The 15,845-nt window shown below is 71.9% G+C and carries 13 protein-coding genes and 2 riboswitches; of the genes, 6 read left to right on the top strand and 7 right to left on the bottom strand.

All coding sequences use genetic code 11. The features are described from left to right. Nucleotides 1–58: 58 nt before the first annotated feature. Nucleotides 59–207, bottom strand: a riboswitch (cobalamin riboswitch). 46 nt (nucleotides 208–253) lie between these two features. The 3 genes from cobG (at nucleotide 254) to OG842_RS03500 (ending at nucleotide 3,782) form a co-directional block, all read left to right on the top strand. After that, nucleotides 254–1,573, top strand: coding sequence for a precorrin-3B synthase (gene cobG, locus OG842_RS03490; protein ID WP_266733416.1), 1,320 nt, complete (start codon nucleotides 254–256; stop codon nucleotides 1,571–1,573). Between the two features lie 74 nt (nucleotides 1,574–1,647). Further along, nucleotides 1,648–2,274, top strand: a complete 627-nt coding sequence (locus OG842_RS03495; protein ID WP_266727315.1) for a precorrin-8X methylmutase — start codon at nucleotides 1,648–1,650, stop codon at nucleotides 2,272–2,274. A gap of 2 nt (nucleotides 2,275–2,276) precedes the next feature. After that, nucleotides 2,277–3,782 carry a precorrin-2 C(20)-methyltransferase gene (locus OG842_RS03500; RefSeq protein WP_266727316.1) on the top strand — a complete coding sequence of 502 codons (1,506 nt, stop codon included), beginning with the start codon at nucleotides 2,277–2,279 and terminating at the stop codon, nucleotides 3,780–3,782. A gap of 228 nt (nucleotides 3,783–4,010) precedes the next feature. Here the strand turns inward: OG842_RS03500 and OG842_RS03505 are convergent, their stop codons facing one another. Then, on the bottom strand, nucleotides 4,011–4,763 hold the full coding sequence (locus tag OG842_RS03505) for a cobalt-precorrin-6A reductase (RefSeq protein WP_266727317.1): 753 nt from the start codon (nucleotides 4,761–4,763) through the stop codon (nucleotides 4,011–4,013). An 11-nt stretch (nucleotides 4,764–4,774) separates the two neighbouring features. Between OG842_RS03505 and OG842_RS03510 the strand changes: the two genes are divergently transcribed. Continuing rightward, nucleotides 4,775–5,890: a cobalt-precorrin-5B (C(1))-methyltransferase gene (locus tag OG842_RS03510; RefSeq protein WP_266727319.1), complete on the top strand. Its 1,116-nt coding sequence runs from the start codon at nucleotides 4,775–4,777 to the stop codon at nucleotides 5,888–5,890. Nucleotides 5,891–5,918: 28 nt separating this feature from the next. Here the strand turns inward: OG842_RS03510 and cobM are convergent, their stop codons facing one another. The 6 genes from cobM to OG842_RS03540 all read right to left on the bottom strand — a co-directional run bounded on the left by cobM (nucleotide 5,919) and on the right by OG842_RS03540 (nucleotide 11,823). After that, nucleotides 5,919–6,668 carry a precorrin-4 C(11)-methyltransferase gene (gene cobM, locus OG842_RS03515; protein WP_266727321.1) on the bottom strand — a complete coding sequence of 250 codons (750 nt, stop codon included), beginning with the start codon at nucleotides 6,666–6,668 and terminating at the stop codon, nucleotides 5,919–5,921. Beyond that, the gene (cbiE, locus tag OG842_RS03520) at nucleotides 6,665–7,966 is read right to left on the bottom strand and encodes a precorrin-6y C5,15-methyltransferase (decarboxylating) subunit CbiE (protein WP_266727322.1); all 1,302 of its coding nucleotides are present in this window, start codon (nucleotides 7,964–7,966) and stop codon (nucleotides 6,665–6,667) included. Before cbiE ends, cobM begins: the two co-directional genes overlap by 4 nt. A 93-nt stretch (nucleotides 7,967–8,059) precedes the next feature. Next, nucleotides 8,060–9,082: an ABC transporter substrate-binding protein gene (locus tag OG842_RS03525; protein ID WP_266727324.1), complete on the bottom strand. Its 1,023-nt coding sequence runs from the start codon at nucleotides 9,080–9,082 to the stop codon at nucleotides 8,060–8,062. Between the two features lie 15 nt (nucleotides 9,083–9,097). After that, nucleotides 9,098–9,883: an ABC transporter ATP-binding protein gene (locus OG842_RS03530; protein WP_266727326.1), complete on the bottom strand. Its 786-nt coding sequence runs from the start codon at nucleotides 9,881–9,883 to the stop codon at nucleotides 9,098–9,100. Then, nucleotides 9,883–10,992, bottom strand: a complete 1,110-nt coding sequence (locus tag OG842_RS03535) for a FecCD family ABC transporter permease (protein ID WP_266727328.1) — start codon at nucleotides 10,990–10,992, stop codon at nucleotides 9,883–9,885. Before OG842_RS03535 ends, OG842_RS03530 begins: the two co-directional genes overlap by 1 nt. Nucleotides 10,993–11,093: 101 nt before the next feature. After that, a riboswitch (cobalamin riboswitch) is annotated at nucleotides 11,094–11,247 on the bottom strand. Between the two features lie 99 nt (nucleotides 11,248–11,346). Continuing rightward, entirely contained in the window at nucleotides 11,347–11,823 is a 477-nt protein-coding gene (locus OG842_RS03540; protein ID WP_266727330.1) for a hypothetical protein, read from the bottom strand. A 202-nt stretch (nucleotides 11,824–12,025) separates the two neighbouring features. Here OG842_RS03540 and OG842_RS03545 point away from each other — a divergent pair, with 202 nt between their 5' ends. Then, nucleotides 12,026–12,700, top strand: a complete 675-nt coding sequence (locus OG842_RS03545; protein WP_266727332.1) for a hypothetical protein — start codon at nucleotides 12,026–12,028, stop codon at nucleotides 12,698–12,700. Nucleotides 12,701–12,982: 282 nt separating this feature from the next. Further along, a complete protein-coding gene (locus OG842_RS03550) occupies nucleotides 12,983–15,790 on the top strand; it encodes a heparinase II/III family protein (RefSeq protein WP_266727334.1) in 2,808 nt (935 codons plus the stop codon). The last annotated feature ends 55 nt before the right edge of the window (nucleotides 15,791–15,845 follow it).

The following is a 15,845-nucleotide window of genomic DNA, read 5'->3' on the forward strand; positions in this document are numbered from 1 at the left end:
TTCCTCGGGGTGTCCACGCCCCGGGCGGTGTCGGAATGGAGTCTCCCCTGCTCGACGGAGTCGAGGGCCGGGGAAGGGAGTTCCTGACTCGCCCGGCCGGGGCCGGGCTCACAGTGGCGGGACCGTGCCGGAATCGCACCGGACTTCCTCCCCTGTCGCCGTCTGTGGCGACGACGTGCCGGATGGCCCGTCACTAGGCATAGTAAGGGCCGGTCAGCTGATGGAGGCATACGGATCCGGTCGGATGGTCGGTATGCTCGCCGCCATGCCCCCACCTGCCACTTCGCCTTCGCTGCCCGCAGACGCGTCTGCCCGGGGCCGCGGTGACGCCTGTCCCGGCACGCTGCGGCTGCACGGGGCGGACGACGGCGCTCTGGCCCGGGTCCGGTTGCCCGGTGGTCTGCTGACCGCGGTGCAGGCGGATGCGCTGGGGGCGGTGGCGGAGAGCCTGGGCGATGGTGAGTTGCATCTCACTTCGCGCGGCAATGTCCAGTTGCGCGGGCTGGGCGGGGACTGCGGTGGCGAACTGGCCGTCCGGCTGGGCGAAGCGGGGCTGCTGCCCTCCGCCCGCCACGAGCGGATACGCAACATCGTGGCCTCGCCGCTGTCGGGGCTCGACGGCCGGGGGGCGCGGGACGTCGGACCGTGGCTCCGGGCGCTGGACGAGCTGTTGTGCGCGGGCGACCGGACGGCCGGGCTGTCGGGCAGGTTCCTGTTCGTGCTCGACGACGGTCGTGGCGATGTGGACGCGCTGGGCGGCGATGTGACGCTGCTGGCGCAGGACGGCGGCGCGGCGCTGCTGCGGATCGGCACGGACCGGACCGTGGTGCGGATACCCGGCGCGCAGGCGCCGCAGGCCGCCCTCATGGCGGCCGAGGTCTTTCTGGAACGGGCGTCGGGCACCGGTGCCTGGCGCGTGAGGGATCTGCCCGGCGGCGCCGGCCCGCTTCTCGACGAGGTCGTACGGCGGTTGCGGGAGGAGGGCTCCGGCGCCGCCTCCACCGAGGACCGAGACTGCCCGCCGGGCTCGGACGGTCCCGCCCCGGGCGTGGTGACCGGCCCGCACGACGGGGCCGCGCTGTCCGTCGGCATCCCGCTGGGGCGCTTCACCCCGGCGCAGTGGCGGACCCTGACGGAGACGGCCCGGCACGGTGGGCGTGGCGAATTGCGGCTGACACCGTGGCGCGGGGTCGTCGTACCGGGGGTGGAGCGGCGGCGGGCGTCTGGGCTGCTGGACGATCTGGGGGCCACCGGCCTCGTCGTCGGGCCCGACTCCCCCTGGACCGGGGTCGGTGCCTGTATCGGCCGGCCCGGCTGCGCGAAGTCGCTGGCCGATGTGCGGGGCCGGGCGGCGGCCGTGGTGGGGCCCGTGGGCCTGCTGCCGGTGTACTGGTCCGGTTGCGAACGCCGGTGCGGCCATCCCCGCGGCGAGTGGGTCGACGTCGTCGCCACCCCCGACGGGCACCGGATCTCCCTCGTACGGGGCGAGGAGCGGGGTGCCCCCGTGAACGTCCCCGACCGCCCCGGCGTGCTCGCCGCGGCGGTGGCCGCGGCCCGCGGTACGCGCGGCTGATCCCGTACGCCCGACTCACCCTGTACCCGACTGCACCCGACCGTTGCACGCCCGAGGAAGAGAGCGAAAGCACTGTGCACCAGTACGAGAAGGACGGACCGGCGATCTACCGCCAGTCCTTCGCCACGATCCGTGCCGAGGCGGACCTCGCGGGGCTGCCCGCCGATGTGAGCCAGGTCGCGGTCCGCATGATCCACGCCTGCGGGATGGTCGACCTCGTCCGCGATCTCGCTTTCACCCCGGACGCGGTCGCCCGCGCCCGTGCCGCGCTGCGGGCCGGCGCACCCATCCTGTGCGATGTGGCGATGGTCGCCAGCGGTGTGACCCGCAAGCGGCTGCCCGCGGACAACGAAGTGGTGTGCACCCTCTCCGACCCGTCGGTGCCCGGCCTGGCGAAGGAACTGGGCACCACCCGCAGCGCCGCCGCCCTGGAGCTGTGGCGGGACCGGCTGGAGGGTGCGGTCGTGGCTGTCGGGAACGCGCCGACCGCCCTGTTCCGGCTGCTGGAGATGATCGAGGAGGGCGCGCCCCGCCCCGCCGCCGTCATCGGTGTGCCGGTCGGCTTCATCGGTGCCGCCGAGTCCAAGGACGCCCTGGCGGCGCACCCGTCCGGGCTGGAGCATCTGATCGTACGGGGCCGTCGCGGCGGCAGCGCCATCGCTGCCGCCGCCCTCAACGCGATCGCCAGCGAGGAAGAGTAGACGTGAGCGAGCAGAAGACGGGCCGGCTGTACGGGGTCGGGCTCGGCCCCGGTGATCCGGCTCTGATGACCGTACGCGCGGTTGAGATCATCGCCGAGGCCGATGTGATCGCCTATCACAGCGCCCGGCACGGGCGGTCCATCGCCCGGTCCATCGCGGCGAAGCACATCCGTGCCGACCATGTCGAGGAGCCGCTGGTCTACCCCGTCACGACGGAGACCACGGACCACCCGGGCGGCTACCGGGGGGCGATGGAGGAGTTCTACGCCGAGGCGGCGGCCTGTCTGGCGGCGCACCTCGACGCCGGGCGGACGGTCGCCGTGCTGGCCGAGGGCGACCCGCTCTTCTACGGCTCGTACATGCACATGCACAAGCGGCTCGCCGACCGCTACCCGACCGAGGTGATCCCGGGCGTCACCTCCGTCAGCGCGGCCGCCGCTCGGCTCGGCACCCCGCTCGTGGAGGGCGAGGAGGTGCTGACGATCCTGCCCGGCACGCTGCCGGAGGAGGAGCTGACCGCGCGTCTCGCCGCCACCGACGCGGCCGTGGTGATGAAGCTGGGCCGTACGTTTCCCGCGGTGCGCGGCGCCTTCGAGGCGTCCGGGCGGCTGCCCGAGGTGCGTTACGTGGAGCGCGCCACGATGGCCGGGGAGCGGGTGGGCGAGCTGGCCGAGGTCGACGCCGGCTCGGTGCCGTACTTCGCGGTCGCGGTCCTGCCCAGCCGGATCGGGGCGCCGCGTCCCGAAGGTGCCCCTGAGGGTGGCGAGGTGGCCGTGGTGGGTACCGGCCCGGCCGGTCCGCTGTGGCTGACCCCCGAGACGCGCGGAGTGCTGGCCGCCGCCGACGACCTGGTCGGCTACACCACGTATCTGGACCGGGTGCCGGTGCGGCCGGGGCAGGTGCGTCACGGCTCGGACAACAAGGTCGAGTCGGAGCGTGCCGAGTTCGCCCTCGATCTGGCCCGGCGCGGGCGGCGGGTGGCCGTGGTGTCGGGCGGCGACCCCGGGGTCTTCGCCATGGCGACGGCCGTCCTCGAAGTGGCGTCGCAGGACGAGTACGCGCAGGTCCCGGTGCGGGTGCTGCCGGGGGTGACGGCGGCCAACGCCGCCGCCGCGCGGGCGGGTGCGCCATTGGGCCACGACTACGCGACGATATCGCTCTCCGACCGGCTCAAGCCGTGGGAGGTGATCGCGGAGCGGCTGCGCGCCGCCGCGACGGCGGATCTGGTGCTCGCGCTGTACAACCCTGGTTCGCGCAGCCGGACCTGGCAGGTCGGCAAGGCCCGTGACCTGCTGCTCGAACACCGCTCGCCGGACACGCCCGTGGTCCTCGGCCGGGATGTCGGCGGGCCCGCCGAGAGCGTGCGGACCGTGCGCCTGGGCGATCTCGACCCCGCCGAGGTCGACATGCGCACGATCCTGCTCGTCGGGTCCTCGCAGACCCGCTGGGTCGAGCGCGGTGACGGGCGGCAGATCGTCTGGACGCCCCGCCGCTATCCGGAGGGCTGAGAGCCTGTCGGGGCGCGGCCGTCGGCTGAGGGCTGTCCCGTGATCCCTGGCGGGCGTGCGACGACAGCCACTTCCCCAAGCTCTCGGCTGCGCTCGAGCTGGGGAGACCCCATCCCTCGCCGCGTTGTCGGAACGCCCGAATACATCCAGTATTCGGGCGTCCCTCCGCCTTGCGATGCACCGCGTCTGACGCCGCACGCTGATCCACCAGGGATTACCGGACAGCCCTTAGCTGCCGTGCAGGATGTGTGCGCGGAGCCAGGCGACGGCCGCTTCCGGGCCTTCGACGACCGGGATGCCCTGGGGCACGGGGGGCCGTCGCACCACCACCACCGGGATCCGCGCCTCGCGGGCCGCGGCGAGTTTGGGGGCAGTGGCGGCGCCGCCGCTGTCCTTCGTGACGACGACGTCGATGCGGTGACGGCGGATCAGTTCGCGTTCCCCGTCCAGGGTGAACGGGCCCCGGTCGAGCAGCACCTCCATGCGGGCGGGGTACGGGGCTTCGGGGGCGTCCACCGAACGCATCAGGAACCACAGCTCGTCGAGTCCCGCGAAGGCGGCCAGTCCCATCCGTCCGGTCGTGAGGAACACCCGTCGGCCCAGCGCCGGCAGCGCCGCCGCGGCCTCGGCGAGGGAACCGGCCGGGTGCCAGTCGTCGCCCTCACCGGGCACCCACCCGGGCCGCCGTACGGCGAGCAGGGGAACATGGGCGGCAGCGGCGGCAGCGGCCGCGTTGAAACTGATCGTCCCGGCGAAAGGATGGGTGGCGTCGATGAGCGCGTCCACCTGGTGGGTACGCAGCCATGCGGCGAGCCCGTCGGCTCCTCCGAAACCGCCGATGCGGACCTCGCCGGGCGGCAGCCTCGGGCCGGCCACGCGTCCGGCGAGCGAACTCGTCAGCGCGCCGGCCGGGACCACCTCCACCAGCAACTCGGCGAGGCGGCGGGCCTCCGTCGTTCCGCCGAGTACGAGTACATGCATCGGATCCATCCATGGGTGAGATTGAGGGCGGACGCAGCGCCCAGCTGAAACACACCGGTCTGCGGCCCGGCTGGACCACCGGCGCCTGTGCGACGGCGGCGGCCACCGCCGCGTACACGGCCCTGCTGACGGGCGACTTCCCCGACCCGGTGACGATCACCCTACCCAAGGGGCAGACGCCCGCCTTCGCGCTCGCGGTGGAGGAGCTGGCCGAGGAGCGGGCGACGGCCGGGGTGGTCAAGGACGCCGGCGACGACCCCGATGTGACGCACGGCGCCCTCGTCCGGGCCACCGTGCGGCGGCTGCCGCCCGGCTCGGGTGTGGTGTTCCGGGCCGGGCCCGGAGTGGGCACGGTCACCCTTCCCGGGCTGCCGCTCGACGTCGGTGAGCCGGCGATCAATCCCGTGCCGCGTCAGTTGATCCGCGACCACATCGCACGGGTCGCCGCGGAGCACCGGGGGGCGGGGGACGTGGAGGTCACCGTCGCGGTGGACCACGGCGAGGAGATCGCCCGCTCCACGTGGAACCCGCGCCTCGGCATCCTGGGCGGTCTGTCGATCCTCGGCACGACCGGTGTGGTGGTGCCGTACTCCTGCTCGGCGTGGATCGACTCCATCCGCCGCGGTGTGGATGTGGCCCTGGCCGCCGGGCACACCCACGTGGCCGGGTGCACGGGTTCCACCTCGGAGCGGACCGTGGTGTCCGAGTACGGGCTGCCGGAGATCGCACTGCTCGACATGGGCGACTTCGCGGGCGCGGTCCTCAAGTACATCCGCCGTCATCCGGTGGACCGGCTCACGGTCTGCGGCGGGTTCGCGAAGCTGTCGAAGCTCGCCGCCGGCCACCTCGACCTGCACTCGGGCCGGTCGCAGGTGGACAAGCCGTTCCTGGCCGGGCTGGCCCGGCGCGGTGGTGCGGACGAGGCCCTGGCGGCCGAGGTGGCGGTCGCGAACACGGGACTCGCGGCGCTCCAGTTGTGCCTCGCGCGGGGTGTTCCGCTCGGGGACCTGGTGGCCGTGGCGGCGCGGGACGAGGCGCTGTCGGTGCTGCGGGGCGCGCCGGTCGCCGTCGACGTCATCTGCATCGACCGGGCGGGCACGGTCGTCGGGCGCAGCGAAGTGCGCTGACCGGGCCGCCCGGCCGGTGCGGGGCCCGTCAGCAGACGTGGCGTTCGCGTGCGGGCGAGTAGAGGTGGCTGTCGCGGAACTGCTCGGCGCCCAGGGTGCGGCCGACCATGATGACGGCGGTGCGGATCACGCCCGCCGCCTTCACCTGCCCGGCGATGTCGTCGAGGGTTCCGCGCAGCACGATCTCGTCCGGGCGGGAGGCCATCGCCACCACGGCGGCCGGGCAGTCGGCCCCGTAGTGCGGCAGCAGTTCCTCGACGACGCGGTCCACGTACCTGGCGGCGAGGTGCAGCACGATCAGGGCGCCGCTGCGGCCCAGGGTGGCCAGGTCCTCGCCCTTCGGCATCGCGGTCGCGCGGTGGGCGATCCGGGTGAGGATGACGGTCTGGCCGACGGTCGGCACGGTCAGTTCCCGCTTGAGCGCCGCCGCCGCGGCCGCGAACGCGGGTACGCCGGGCACCACTTCGTAGGGCACCCGGGCCTCGTCGAGCCGGCGCATCTGCTCGTTGACCGCGCTGAACACCGAGGGGTCGCCCGAGTGCAGCCGGGCCACGTCGTGACCGGCCTCGTGCGCGGCCAGCAGCTCGGCGGCGATCTGGTCGATGTCGAGCTGCGCGGTGTCCACCAGGCGGGCGTCCGGGGGGCATTCGGCGAGCAGTTCCCGGGGCACCAGGCTGCCCGCGTACAGACACACCTGGCAGGAGGCGAGGGTGCGGGCGCCGCGCACGGTGATCAGGTCGGCGGCCCCCGGGCCCGCGCCGATGAAGTACACGGTCATGAGTTGTCTCCTGGGTGTTGCGCGGGCTCGGTTGCCGAGTGTGCCGCTTGGGGACTGGTCAGGGGTTTGCGTACGGACCACTGGGTGACGGGCATGGCCTGCCGCCAGCCGGTGAACCCGCCGACCGGCACGGCGTGCGCGACCGCCAGCCGGACCAGTTCGCCGCCGTGTGTGCGGTGCGCCTCGGCGAGCAACGCCTCGGACTCCAGCGTGACCGTGTTGGCGACCAGTCGCCCGCCGGGCGGCAACGCGTCCCAGCAGGTCTCGAGCAGGCCGGGAACCGTCAGCCCGCCACCGATGAACACGGCGTCGGGCGTGGGCAGTTGGGCCAGGATGCCGGGGGCCGGTCCGGTGAGCACGCGCAGGGCCGGCACGCCGAGCCGGTCGGCGTTGCGTGCGATGCGCCCGGCGCGTTGCGGGTCGCGTTCCACGGTGATCGCGCGGCAGGAGGGGTGGGTCCGCATCCATTCGATGGCGATGGATCCCGAGCCTCCGCCGATGTCCCACAGGAGTTCGCCGGGGGCGGGTGCGAGCACACCGAGCGTCGCGGCCCGGACGTGCCGCTTGGTGAGCTGTCCGTCGTGTTCGTACGCCGTGTCCGGCAGACCGGGTACGGCGCCGAGGCGCAGGGCCTCGGGGGTGCGCCGGCAGTCGATCGCGATGATGTTCAGCGGGTCGCCCGGTGGGTGCGGCCAGTGGTCGGCGGTGCCCTCCAGGCAGGCTTCGCCCGCTCCGCCGAGCTGTTCGAGCACGCGCAGCCGGCTCGGCCCGAAGCCCTGTTCGCACAGCAGCCCGGCCACCGCGGCCGGGGTGGCGGCGTCCGCGCTCAGGACCAGGACCCGCCGGCCGTCGTGCAGGGCGGCGGCCAGCCGGGCGGCGGGGCGGCCGACCAGGGTGACGACCTCGGTGTCCTCCACCGGCCAGCCGATCCGGGCACAGGCGTAGGACACCGAGGACGGGTGGGGCAGGATCCTCAGCGCATCGGTGCCGAGCACTTCGGTGAGGGCCCGGCCGATGCCGTAGAACATGGGGTCGCCGCTGGCGAGCACGGCGATCCTGCTCCCGGCGTGCGCGGCGAGCAGGCCGGGGACGGCGGGCCGCAACGGCGAGGGCCACGGCAACCGTTGTCCCCGGCAGGACGGCGGGAGCAGGCCGAGCTGCCGCTCGCCGCCGATGAGGACCTGTGCGTCGACGAGCTCCGTGCGCGCCGCTTCGGGCAGTCCCGCCCATCCGTCGGCGCCGATTCCCACGACGGTCACCGCAGGTGGGGCGGGTTGTTCGGGTGGTGCGAGAGTCACGGACGGTACCTCGGTGTTCAGTGGATGACGCAGCCGAACTCTACTGTCCGGCCGTGATCGGGCAGCGGCCAGGTGGCCGCCCCGGAGCCTCACTCAGGAGGTCACTTTCTGCAGATATGCGGCAAGTGAGCCGACGGCCGCCGGATTGCGTGGGCTTTCCACCAGATCCGCGTAGTCGAGAACGAAGATCCGGTCGTTCTTGACGGCCGACACGTTGGCCAGCGGCGGATAGGACTTCAGGAACTTCTTCTTCTGCTCCGCACCGGTGTCACCGTAGTCGTTGATCACGATCACCTCGGGATCGCGGTCGACGACGGTCTCCCAGCCCACGGTGACCCAGCTGTCCTTGAGGTCCTTCATGATGTGATCACCGCCCGCCTTGGTGATGATGTCGTGCGGTCCGGCGTAGACACCGGAGGTCAGCGGCTTGTCCTGCCCGTCGTCGTAGAGGAAGACCCGTGGGCGGTCGGCGCCCTTCGGTGCCCCGGCCCGCGCTTCGGTCACCTGCTTCCGGAACGTCGCGACGAGGCTTTCCGCACGGTCCTCGACATCGAAGATCCTGCCCAGGTTCCGCAGATCGGTGTACAGCGCGTCGAGTGGTGCCATCACGCCGCGAGCCTTCCCCCGGCCGTTGCGGCACGACTCGCTCAGCAGGTACGAGTCGATGCCCACCCGCCGGAGTTCGGCGGGGGTGAATCCGTCTCCTTCGCTGAATCCGTAGTTCCATCCGGCGAAGACCAGATCGGCGCGGGCGTCGATGACCAGTTCTTTGTTGATCCGGTCCTTGGAGAGCCACTTGGTCTTCCGGTAGCCGTCCTTCCAGGGAACGGAGGTGAGGTCGCCCTTGTCCTCGGGCATCACATAGCCCGCCATGTGGTCCTCAAGTCCGAGCGCGAACATGATCTCGGTGATGCCGACGTCATTGGTGACCACGCGCTGCGGGGCCTTGTCGTACGTCTTGTTCTCTCCGCAGTTCTCGATGGTCACCGGGTAGTGGCCGTCCCCGTTCCGGGCAGCGGTCTTCTCTTCCTGGCGGCTGGGAACGTCCGCACCGCAGCCGGTGAGGAGCAGGGCGGCCGCGAGGGCGAATGCGGCGGGGCGTGCGAGGTCGGGCATGGTGGGAGCGGCTCCTCAGGAGTCGGATCGTGCGGGGCGGAGGCGGTCGAAGAGCAGCTGTACGGCGCCGGTCTCCGGATGCGGGACGCGGTGTGCCCGTACGCCGAAGACCTCGGCCAGCAACGCGGGGGTGAGCACGTCGTGCGGGGCGCCGGACGCGACGATCCGGCCGTTGTCGATGACATGGAGCAGGTCGCAGTGGAGTGCGGCGAGGTTGAGGTCGTGCAGCGCGGTGAGGACGGTCAGTCCGCTGCGGCGGACCAGGGCCAGCACTTCCAGCTGTTGTGCGATGTCCAGGTGGTTGGTCGGTTCGTCGAGCACCAGCAGCCGGGGGCGCTGGGCCAGTGCGCGGGCGATCAGCACCCGTTGTTTCTCGCCGCCGGAGAGTGTGAGGAAGCCGCGCTCGGCGAGGTGGCGTGCGCCGACGTCCGCCAGGGCGGTCTCGCACACCAGCCGGTCCTCGTCGGTGGTGCGGCCCATCGACCGCTGGTGCGGCAGCCGACCCATCGCCACGACCTCGGCGGCCGTGAAGTCGAACTCGGCGACCGCCTCCTGGGGCAGTGCGGCAAGCAGGCGGGCCCCTTCGCGCGCGCTCATGGCGTACAGGTCCTCGCCGCCGAGCCGCACCGTCCCCGAGGAGGGGCGCAGCGCCCGGTAGACGCAGCGCAGAAGGGTTGATTTCCCACTGCCGTTGGGGCCGACCAGGCCGACGAGCTGCCCCTCCCCCGCTCCCAGCGTGGCGTCCTCCACCAGCCGTGCGCCGGCGATCTCGACCGTCAGGGCATCGATGTCGATCCGCATCACGCGCCTCCGAACGTGTAGGAGCGGCGGCGCATCAGCAGTACGAAGCACGGCACGCCGATGACCGCGGTGAGCACGCCCACCGGCAGTTCGGCGGGCGCGAGCAGCACACGGGAGAGGATGTCCACCCAGATCAGCAGAACGGCGCCCGCCAGTGGTGCGACGGCCAGCAGCCGGCGGTGGTCGGCGCCGACCAGCAGCCGGACGGCGTGCGGCACCATCAGGCCGACAAAGCCGATCGCGCCGCTCACCGCGACGACCGCCCCGGTGACGGCCGCGGAGACCAGGAAGAGCTCCTTGCGCAGCCGTCCCGCGTCCACGCCCAGTGCGGCGGCGGTCTCGTCGCCCATGGCCAGGGCGTTGAGCCGGCGCGCCGACCAGGCGAGGTGGGCGAGGCCGCCGAACACGGCCCCCGCCGCGATCGGCACGGAGGACCAGGTGGCGCCGCCGAGGCTGCCGAGCATCCACATCATCGCGGAGCGGGCGGCCTCGCCACGTTCGGCGGCGAACACCATGAACGTGGTGACGGCCGAGAAGCCGTAGTACATCGCGGTGCCCGTCAGGACGAGCCGCAGCGGGGTCAGACCGCGGGCGGTGCGTGCGATCGCGTACACCAGCATCATGGCGAGGAGCGCGGAGAGGAACGCCGCCGTGGAGAGCGCCCAGATGCCCAGCGCGCCGAAGGCGCCGAAGATGAGCACGGCATTGGCACCGACGGCCGCGCCCGAGGAGATGCCGAGGACGAACGGGTCGGCGAGGGCGTTGCGGACCATGGCCTGCACGGCGACGCCGATGGACGCGAGTCCGGCCCCGACGACCGCGGCCAGCACGGCGCGCGGAAAGCGCAGTTCCCAGACGATGGTGTACGCCGGTACCTGATCGGGGGCTATCCGGCCGCCGGTCAGCCCGGCCCACAGGCAGTGCAGCACTTCGCCCCAGGAGAGCCCCGACGCCCCGATCCCCGCCCCGCAGACGAGCGAGACCAGGAGCACGGCGCACAGGGTGGCCAGCAGCAGTGGCAGCGACACGCGCCGGGGCGGCGCGGGCCCGGCCGCGGCGCGGGAGGTGCGCAGAGGCACGGCGGGTTTGCGGTCGAGGGGTGTGGCCACGGGCGGTCGCTTTCGCCTCGGGCCGTGCACCTACGTGATCAAAGGAGCAGCCCGGGCGCGAAGCGCCCTGCGCAGCACCACTCGCAGTCCACGGCGAATTGACAGGAGCCTTCACCACCGCGGGTAATCGGGCTCACGGGGCCCGATGTCGGGCTCCGCCTACCGTTGCGGGTCAGCGCCGGATTTCGACCGGACTTCCCCCGCGGGGCATGTGCAGCTTATAGCTCGCGCGGACAGGTGGTGCGGGACACCCCACAACGAAGCGGGCGCAGGCCTCCGTGCGACCGGCCGGCCCGCTCCGGGACCGATGCGCGGCGCTCCTGCCCGAGCACCCCGCGATCACATGGGCGGTGCTCAGTTCCGCGATGCGGCCGGGTGGTCGATCCGGGTCGGGAACGGGTCTCCGGTGTCCGAGTCGGCCACGAAGAGCGGTGTCGACCCGGCCATGCTCAGGTACCCGTTGACACTCTGCGTGAGGCTGAATCCGTACCCGTCGGGGGTGCCCGCGTTTCCCGCGAGCGGGCGCGAGGTGCTGAAGGTCCGCGTCGGCCAGCCCTGATCACTCCAGACACGCATCACCGCGTCGAAATACTGGTCGCAGGTGTCGGGGGTGGTTCCGAGCACCCAATACCTGATGTCGAAGGACGCGAACAGGACGGTGTCGTCGTCGATCCGGTTCGCGGGCAGGGTGACGCCGTCGTGAAACCTCGCCTTGGGGAGGTCCGGATGCCATAGCGCCAGGGCCAGTTCGGCGGGCAGTGCCCGGAGCGTCCCGGTGAAGTGCCGCAGCAACTGCGCACGGGCCTCGGCCTGCGTGGCTACCGGCAACATACCGTCCTCGTTCCGTCGGTTCGGGGCGGCACCGCCTCTCGGAGTCCGCCGACCACCCGCCGACCCGACGCCCCGTACGCTCCGACCCGCTCAAGGCAACTGTGCCACAGCGCGGCAGGCCCGATTCATACGAACGCCGAATAGAATCCCGGTGGTCGAGCGGGATGCCTGGCGATGGCAGGGCCGGGCGAGAGGGGGCGTCATGGGTCCCATACCGGGTGCGCGGGAAGAGCTGGACCGGCTGGGCCGAGTCCTGCGGGCGCAACTGGTCGAGCTGATATACGACTTGGCTCCCGGCAGTGATCTGCGCCTGCTGTTTCTCGACGAGCCGCGCATCGTCGACTGGCATGAACCGCTCCGCCACCAGTACTCGGCCGGCTGCTTCGTCGGTAAGCGCCGCGCGAATGTCAGTGGCGCCGCCATCGCGTCTCGCGCGGTCGTCCTGCTCGAATCGGCGGGCTGGGAGTGCGCGACGTCGCAGGAGGACGCCGATGGGACGCCCCGAATCATGGTCACCGGCCGCCACGACGGTTGCAGCATCGAGGTCCGTGCGATCGACCACGGACCCAACGTGTCGTTCAGCGGGCAGACGCCGGCGATGGCCCTGTACGAGCCGGAGGAGTTCCAGTGGCCGGAGCCGGTGCGCACGGCCGAGACGGTCACGGCCGGATTCGTGCTGTGCTACGAGTGCGACGGTCTGGGTTGGTGTCCCGGGTGCGGGGGACGCGGCTGGGTTCACGACGAAACCCATGGGCGGAAGAACTGCCGGGAGTGCCGGCGGAGCCGTGCCTGCGTGATCTGCCGGGGTGCGGCACAGCTTGCCATCTCCGATCTGTCGACGTATCAACGCGGCCATTACCCCGAATTGGGCCTGTAGCGGTTCGTCGTCCGTCTGCCCCGCCCGGGGGAAACAGGCCGCAAGCCTCACGTGACCGTTCGATCTCTGCCTCCGTCACACGACAGTAAGCGTTTCCAACCACCCTTCCGGAGACGAGGGTTCACCCCGCCATGGAGCGGCCGATCACCGAGGTCGGGAGCCTTGACCGCCGATAGTAAGCGCTCTAGATTCCCTGCATCTCGTAACGGCAGCAGAGGGGCGGCGGTCACACACGGTGACCGGGCGCGCAGTTTCGTGCATCACTGGATCTCGGGAGCAGCCATGGAGTTCGGCCGCAGGGCTGTGCTGCGCGCAGCCATCGCCACAACACTCGCCGTCAGCGCGGGCGGGCTGTTCGCGTCGATCCCGGCCGCCGCCGCACCGGTGCCGTCCGAGGACGAGTTCTTCGGTGTCTGGAACCCCGCCACCAGCACCTGGACGAAGGAGCCCGCGCTCGACTACGCGACGTTCGGTGCGCTCGCCGAGGTCGAGACGGCCGCGAAGTCCGGGGCGTACGAACGGGCTTCGGCCGCCCTGCTGGCCTACTACCGCACCCGCGAGGGACGCACTCCGCCGCCCTGGGTACAGAACAACATCTTCGTCGCCGGTCAGGAAGAGCTGTTCCTCGACCACTTCTGGACCCTGGGCACCGGCGAGGCATACATCTCCACGCTCACCGTGGCCGGAACCGAGGCGGAGTCGACCGCCGACGTCACCCGCAACGCCCGCTCCGCCCATGGCTCGGGCTGGGTCGGCTTCATGCTGATGGCTCGTCACAAGGAGGCGACCACAGCCGAGTTCCGCTCGCGTCAGGCCGCGAGCGGCGGTCCCGTGCTGTCGGTGACGCTGGCCGACGGTACGGTCCATGACCTGGCGGCCGCCCATGACACCTACATCACCAACGGTGACCTGGCCGGTACGGTCCTCGGCGGCGAGCCGAAGCTGCAGGTGCGGGACGAGGGTACGGGCCCGTACGGGCCGCAGACCCGCAAGGCTTACCTGAGCTTCGATCTGAGCGCTCTCGCCTCCGCACCGACGAAGGCCGTGCTCAGACTGACCGGCCGCAACGCCACGGCGGACGCACCGAAGCAGGTGGTCCTCTTCCAGGAGAAGGAGGCCTTCGACGAGGCGAAGCGCACCTGGAACAACACCGTGCAGAACACCTTCTCGTGGCAGGGCGACCCGGGCGGCTTCGACTGGAAGGGGCCGGCGGGCTCCGACCCCGAGTACAGCTACCAGCTGCCGCGCTTCTACTTCGCGGGCCCCGTGGCCGACGCGTACCGCGCCTCGGGGGACGAGAGGCTCGCCGCCGGGCTGCTCGCCCTGATGACGGACTTCATCCAGGATGCCGCAGGCTATCCCGGCGGGGTGCCGGGCTTCCCGCGCAATCTGGACGCCTGCTGGCGATACCTCAACTGGACCTATGCGTACGACGTGCTGCGCACCAGTTCCTCCCTCACTGCAGGGACCAACATCACGCTTCTGCGGGCTTTCGTGGCCGGTGCCCGCTATCTGGCGACGACCACCTCCAACACCCCCAACTGGATGATCTCGATCCGGAGCACGCTGCTCGGACTCGCTCTGTATTTCCCGGAGTTCAAGGGAAGTTCGCAGTGGCTGGCCGATGCTCAGACGTTCCTCGGCGATCAGTTGCGCTCCGCGTTGTACCCGGACGGGGGCTACGTCGAGGCGAGTTCCGGCTACGCGATGGGGGTCGCCCAGACCTTCGGCAAGAACGCCGCCCTGCTCAAGGCCAATGGGGAGAGCTTCGCGGCCGGTGAGGATCTGCGCGCCCTGTCGTGGTACCTCGCCGACCAGGCGTACCCCGACGTCCGCGACCCGTCGTACGGGGACTCGGGCACCGCCGACTGGTCGCCGGGCCTCACCGTCCTGGCCGATCTGCTGGCCGACGAGGAGCTGCGCCATGTGGCCACCGGGGGCACCTCGGGCCGGGCTCCGGGCCACACCTCGGTGATCTACCCCGTGACCCGGACCGCCGTGCAGCGCACCGGCTGGGCCGAGCAGGATCTGTACCTGCGGTTCTCCGCCGACCGCGGTCCGCACTCGGTGCGCGACGACCTCGATGTGGCGGTGTACGCGTACGGCAGGCCGCTGCTGCCCGAGATGGGCGCCTTCAGCTACAGCAGCGACCCCAAGTCGAACTGGCTGCGCTTCGACTCCCGGTCCCGCAACACGGTCACCGTCGACGGCGTCCCGCAGGTGCTCGACGCCGCGGCCGGGCTGAGCCAGGCGCACAGCCCGTGGTTCGACCTGGCGGACGGGTGGACCGACGCCTCGGCAGCCGCCCGGCACGGCCGCACGGTGCTGTTCGTCCGCGGGCGCTTCTGGATCGTCTCCGACGTACTCACTCCGCACGACCTGGCCGAGCACTCGTACCAGCAGACGTGGCACTCCCTGCCCGATGCCCGTCTCTCGGTCGACCCCACGAGCAAGGCCGCGAGCAGCGCCTTCACCACGGGTGCCAACATCCGCATCGTTCCGTCCGATCCGGGCCCGCTCGCGGCCGGGCTCGATGACGGCTACTACTCACCGGCCTTCTACACCGTCTCGGAGGCGAAGTACGTCTCCTACACCCTGAAGGCCTCGGGAACGGCCCGTCTGGACACACTGCTGCTCCCGACCCGCGAGGGCTCCGGCGACAACGCCGAGGTGACGCGGGTGCGCACCGGTGTCGGCGCGTCCGCGCTGCGTTTCGGGGCCGGCCGGAGCTCCGGGTGGTACCTGCACGCCGACGGGGCGGGCGACGAGCGGGCCTTCGGCCCGTACGCCTCCGACGCACGCGTGGCGTACGCGGAAGCGACGGACGGCATGGAGCGGCTGCTGCTCGCCGGCGGAACGGTGCTGCTGCACGGCCGTAAGCCACTGGTCCGCGCCGACCGTGAACTCGGCATGCTGGCTGCGGAGTTGGACCGGGAGCGGCGCGTTGTCGCCCTGTCGGGCCTGAGCGCGGCAACCGGTCTTGAGGTCGCCGCGCCATGGGCGCGGAGGGTGACGGTGGACGGTGAGCCGGTCCGGTTCACGGCCCGGCAGGGTCTGATCCGGATCGGTTCGCGGTCCGGCACGGCGTGATCGGGACCGGTTCGCCGTCCGGCACGGCCTGATCCGGATCGGTTCACCGCCCGGC

The sequence above is a fragment of the Streptomyces sp. NBC_00376 genome (assembly GCF_036077095.1).
Classification (GTDB): Bacteria; Actinomycetota; Actinomycetes; order Streptomycetales; family Streptomycetaceae; genus Streptomyces.

Bases quoted from the DNA above. Each gene is read 5' to 3' on its own strand.
- OG842_RS03510 (WP_266727319.1), top strand. From the start codon at position 4,775: ATGGGTGAGATTGAGGGCGGACGCAGCGCCCAGCTGAAACACACCGGT.
- OG842_RS03550 (WP_266727334.1), top strand. From the start codon at position 12,983: ATGGAGTTCGGCCGCAGGGCTGTGCTGCGCGCAGCCATCGCCACAACA.
- OG842_RS03505 (WP_266727317.1), bottom strand. From the start codon at position 4,763: ATGCATGTACTCGTACTCGGCGGAACGACGGAGGCCCGCCGCCTCGCC.
- OG842_RS03530 (WP_266727326.1), bottom strand. From the start codon at position 9,883: ATGCGGATCGACATCGATGCCCTGACGGTCGAGATCGCCGGCGCACGG.
- OG842_RS03525 (WP_266727324.1), bottom strand. From the start codon at position 9,082: ATGCCCGACCTCGCACGCCCCGCCGCATTCGCCCTCGCGGCCGCCCTG.
- OG842_RS03545 (WP_266727332.1), top strand. From the start codon at position 12,026: ATGGGTCCCATACCGGGTGCGCGGGAAGAGCTGGACCGGCTGGGCCGA.
- cobM (WP_266727321.1), bottom strand. From the start codon at position 6,668: ATGACCGTGTACTTCATCGGCGCGGGCCCGGGGGCCGCCGACCTGATC.
- OG842_RS03540 (WP_266727330.1), bottom strand. From the start codon at position 11,823: ATGTTGCCGGTAGCCACGCAGGCCGAGGCCCGTGCGCAGTTGCTGCGG.
- cobG (WP_266733416.1), top strand. From the start codon at position 254: ATGCTCGCCGCCATGCCCCCACCTGCCACTTCGCCTTCGCTGCCCGCA.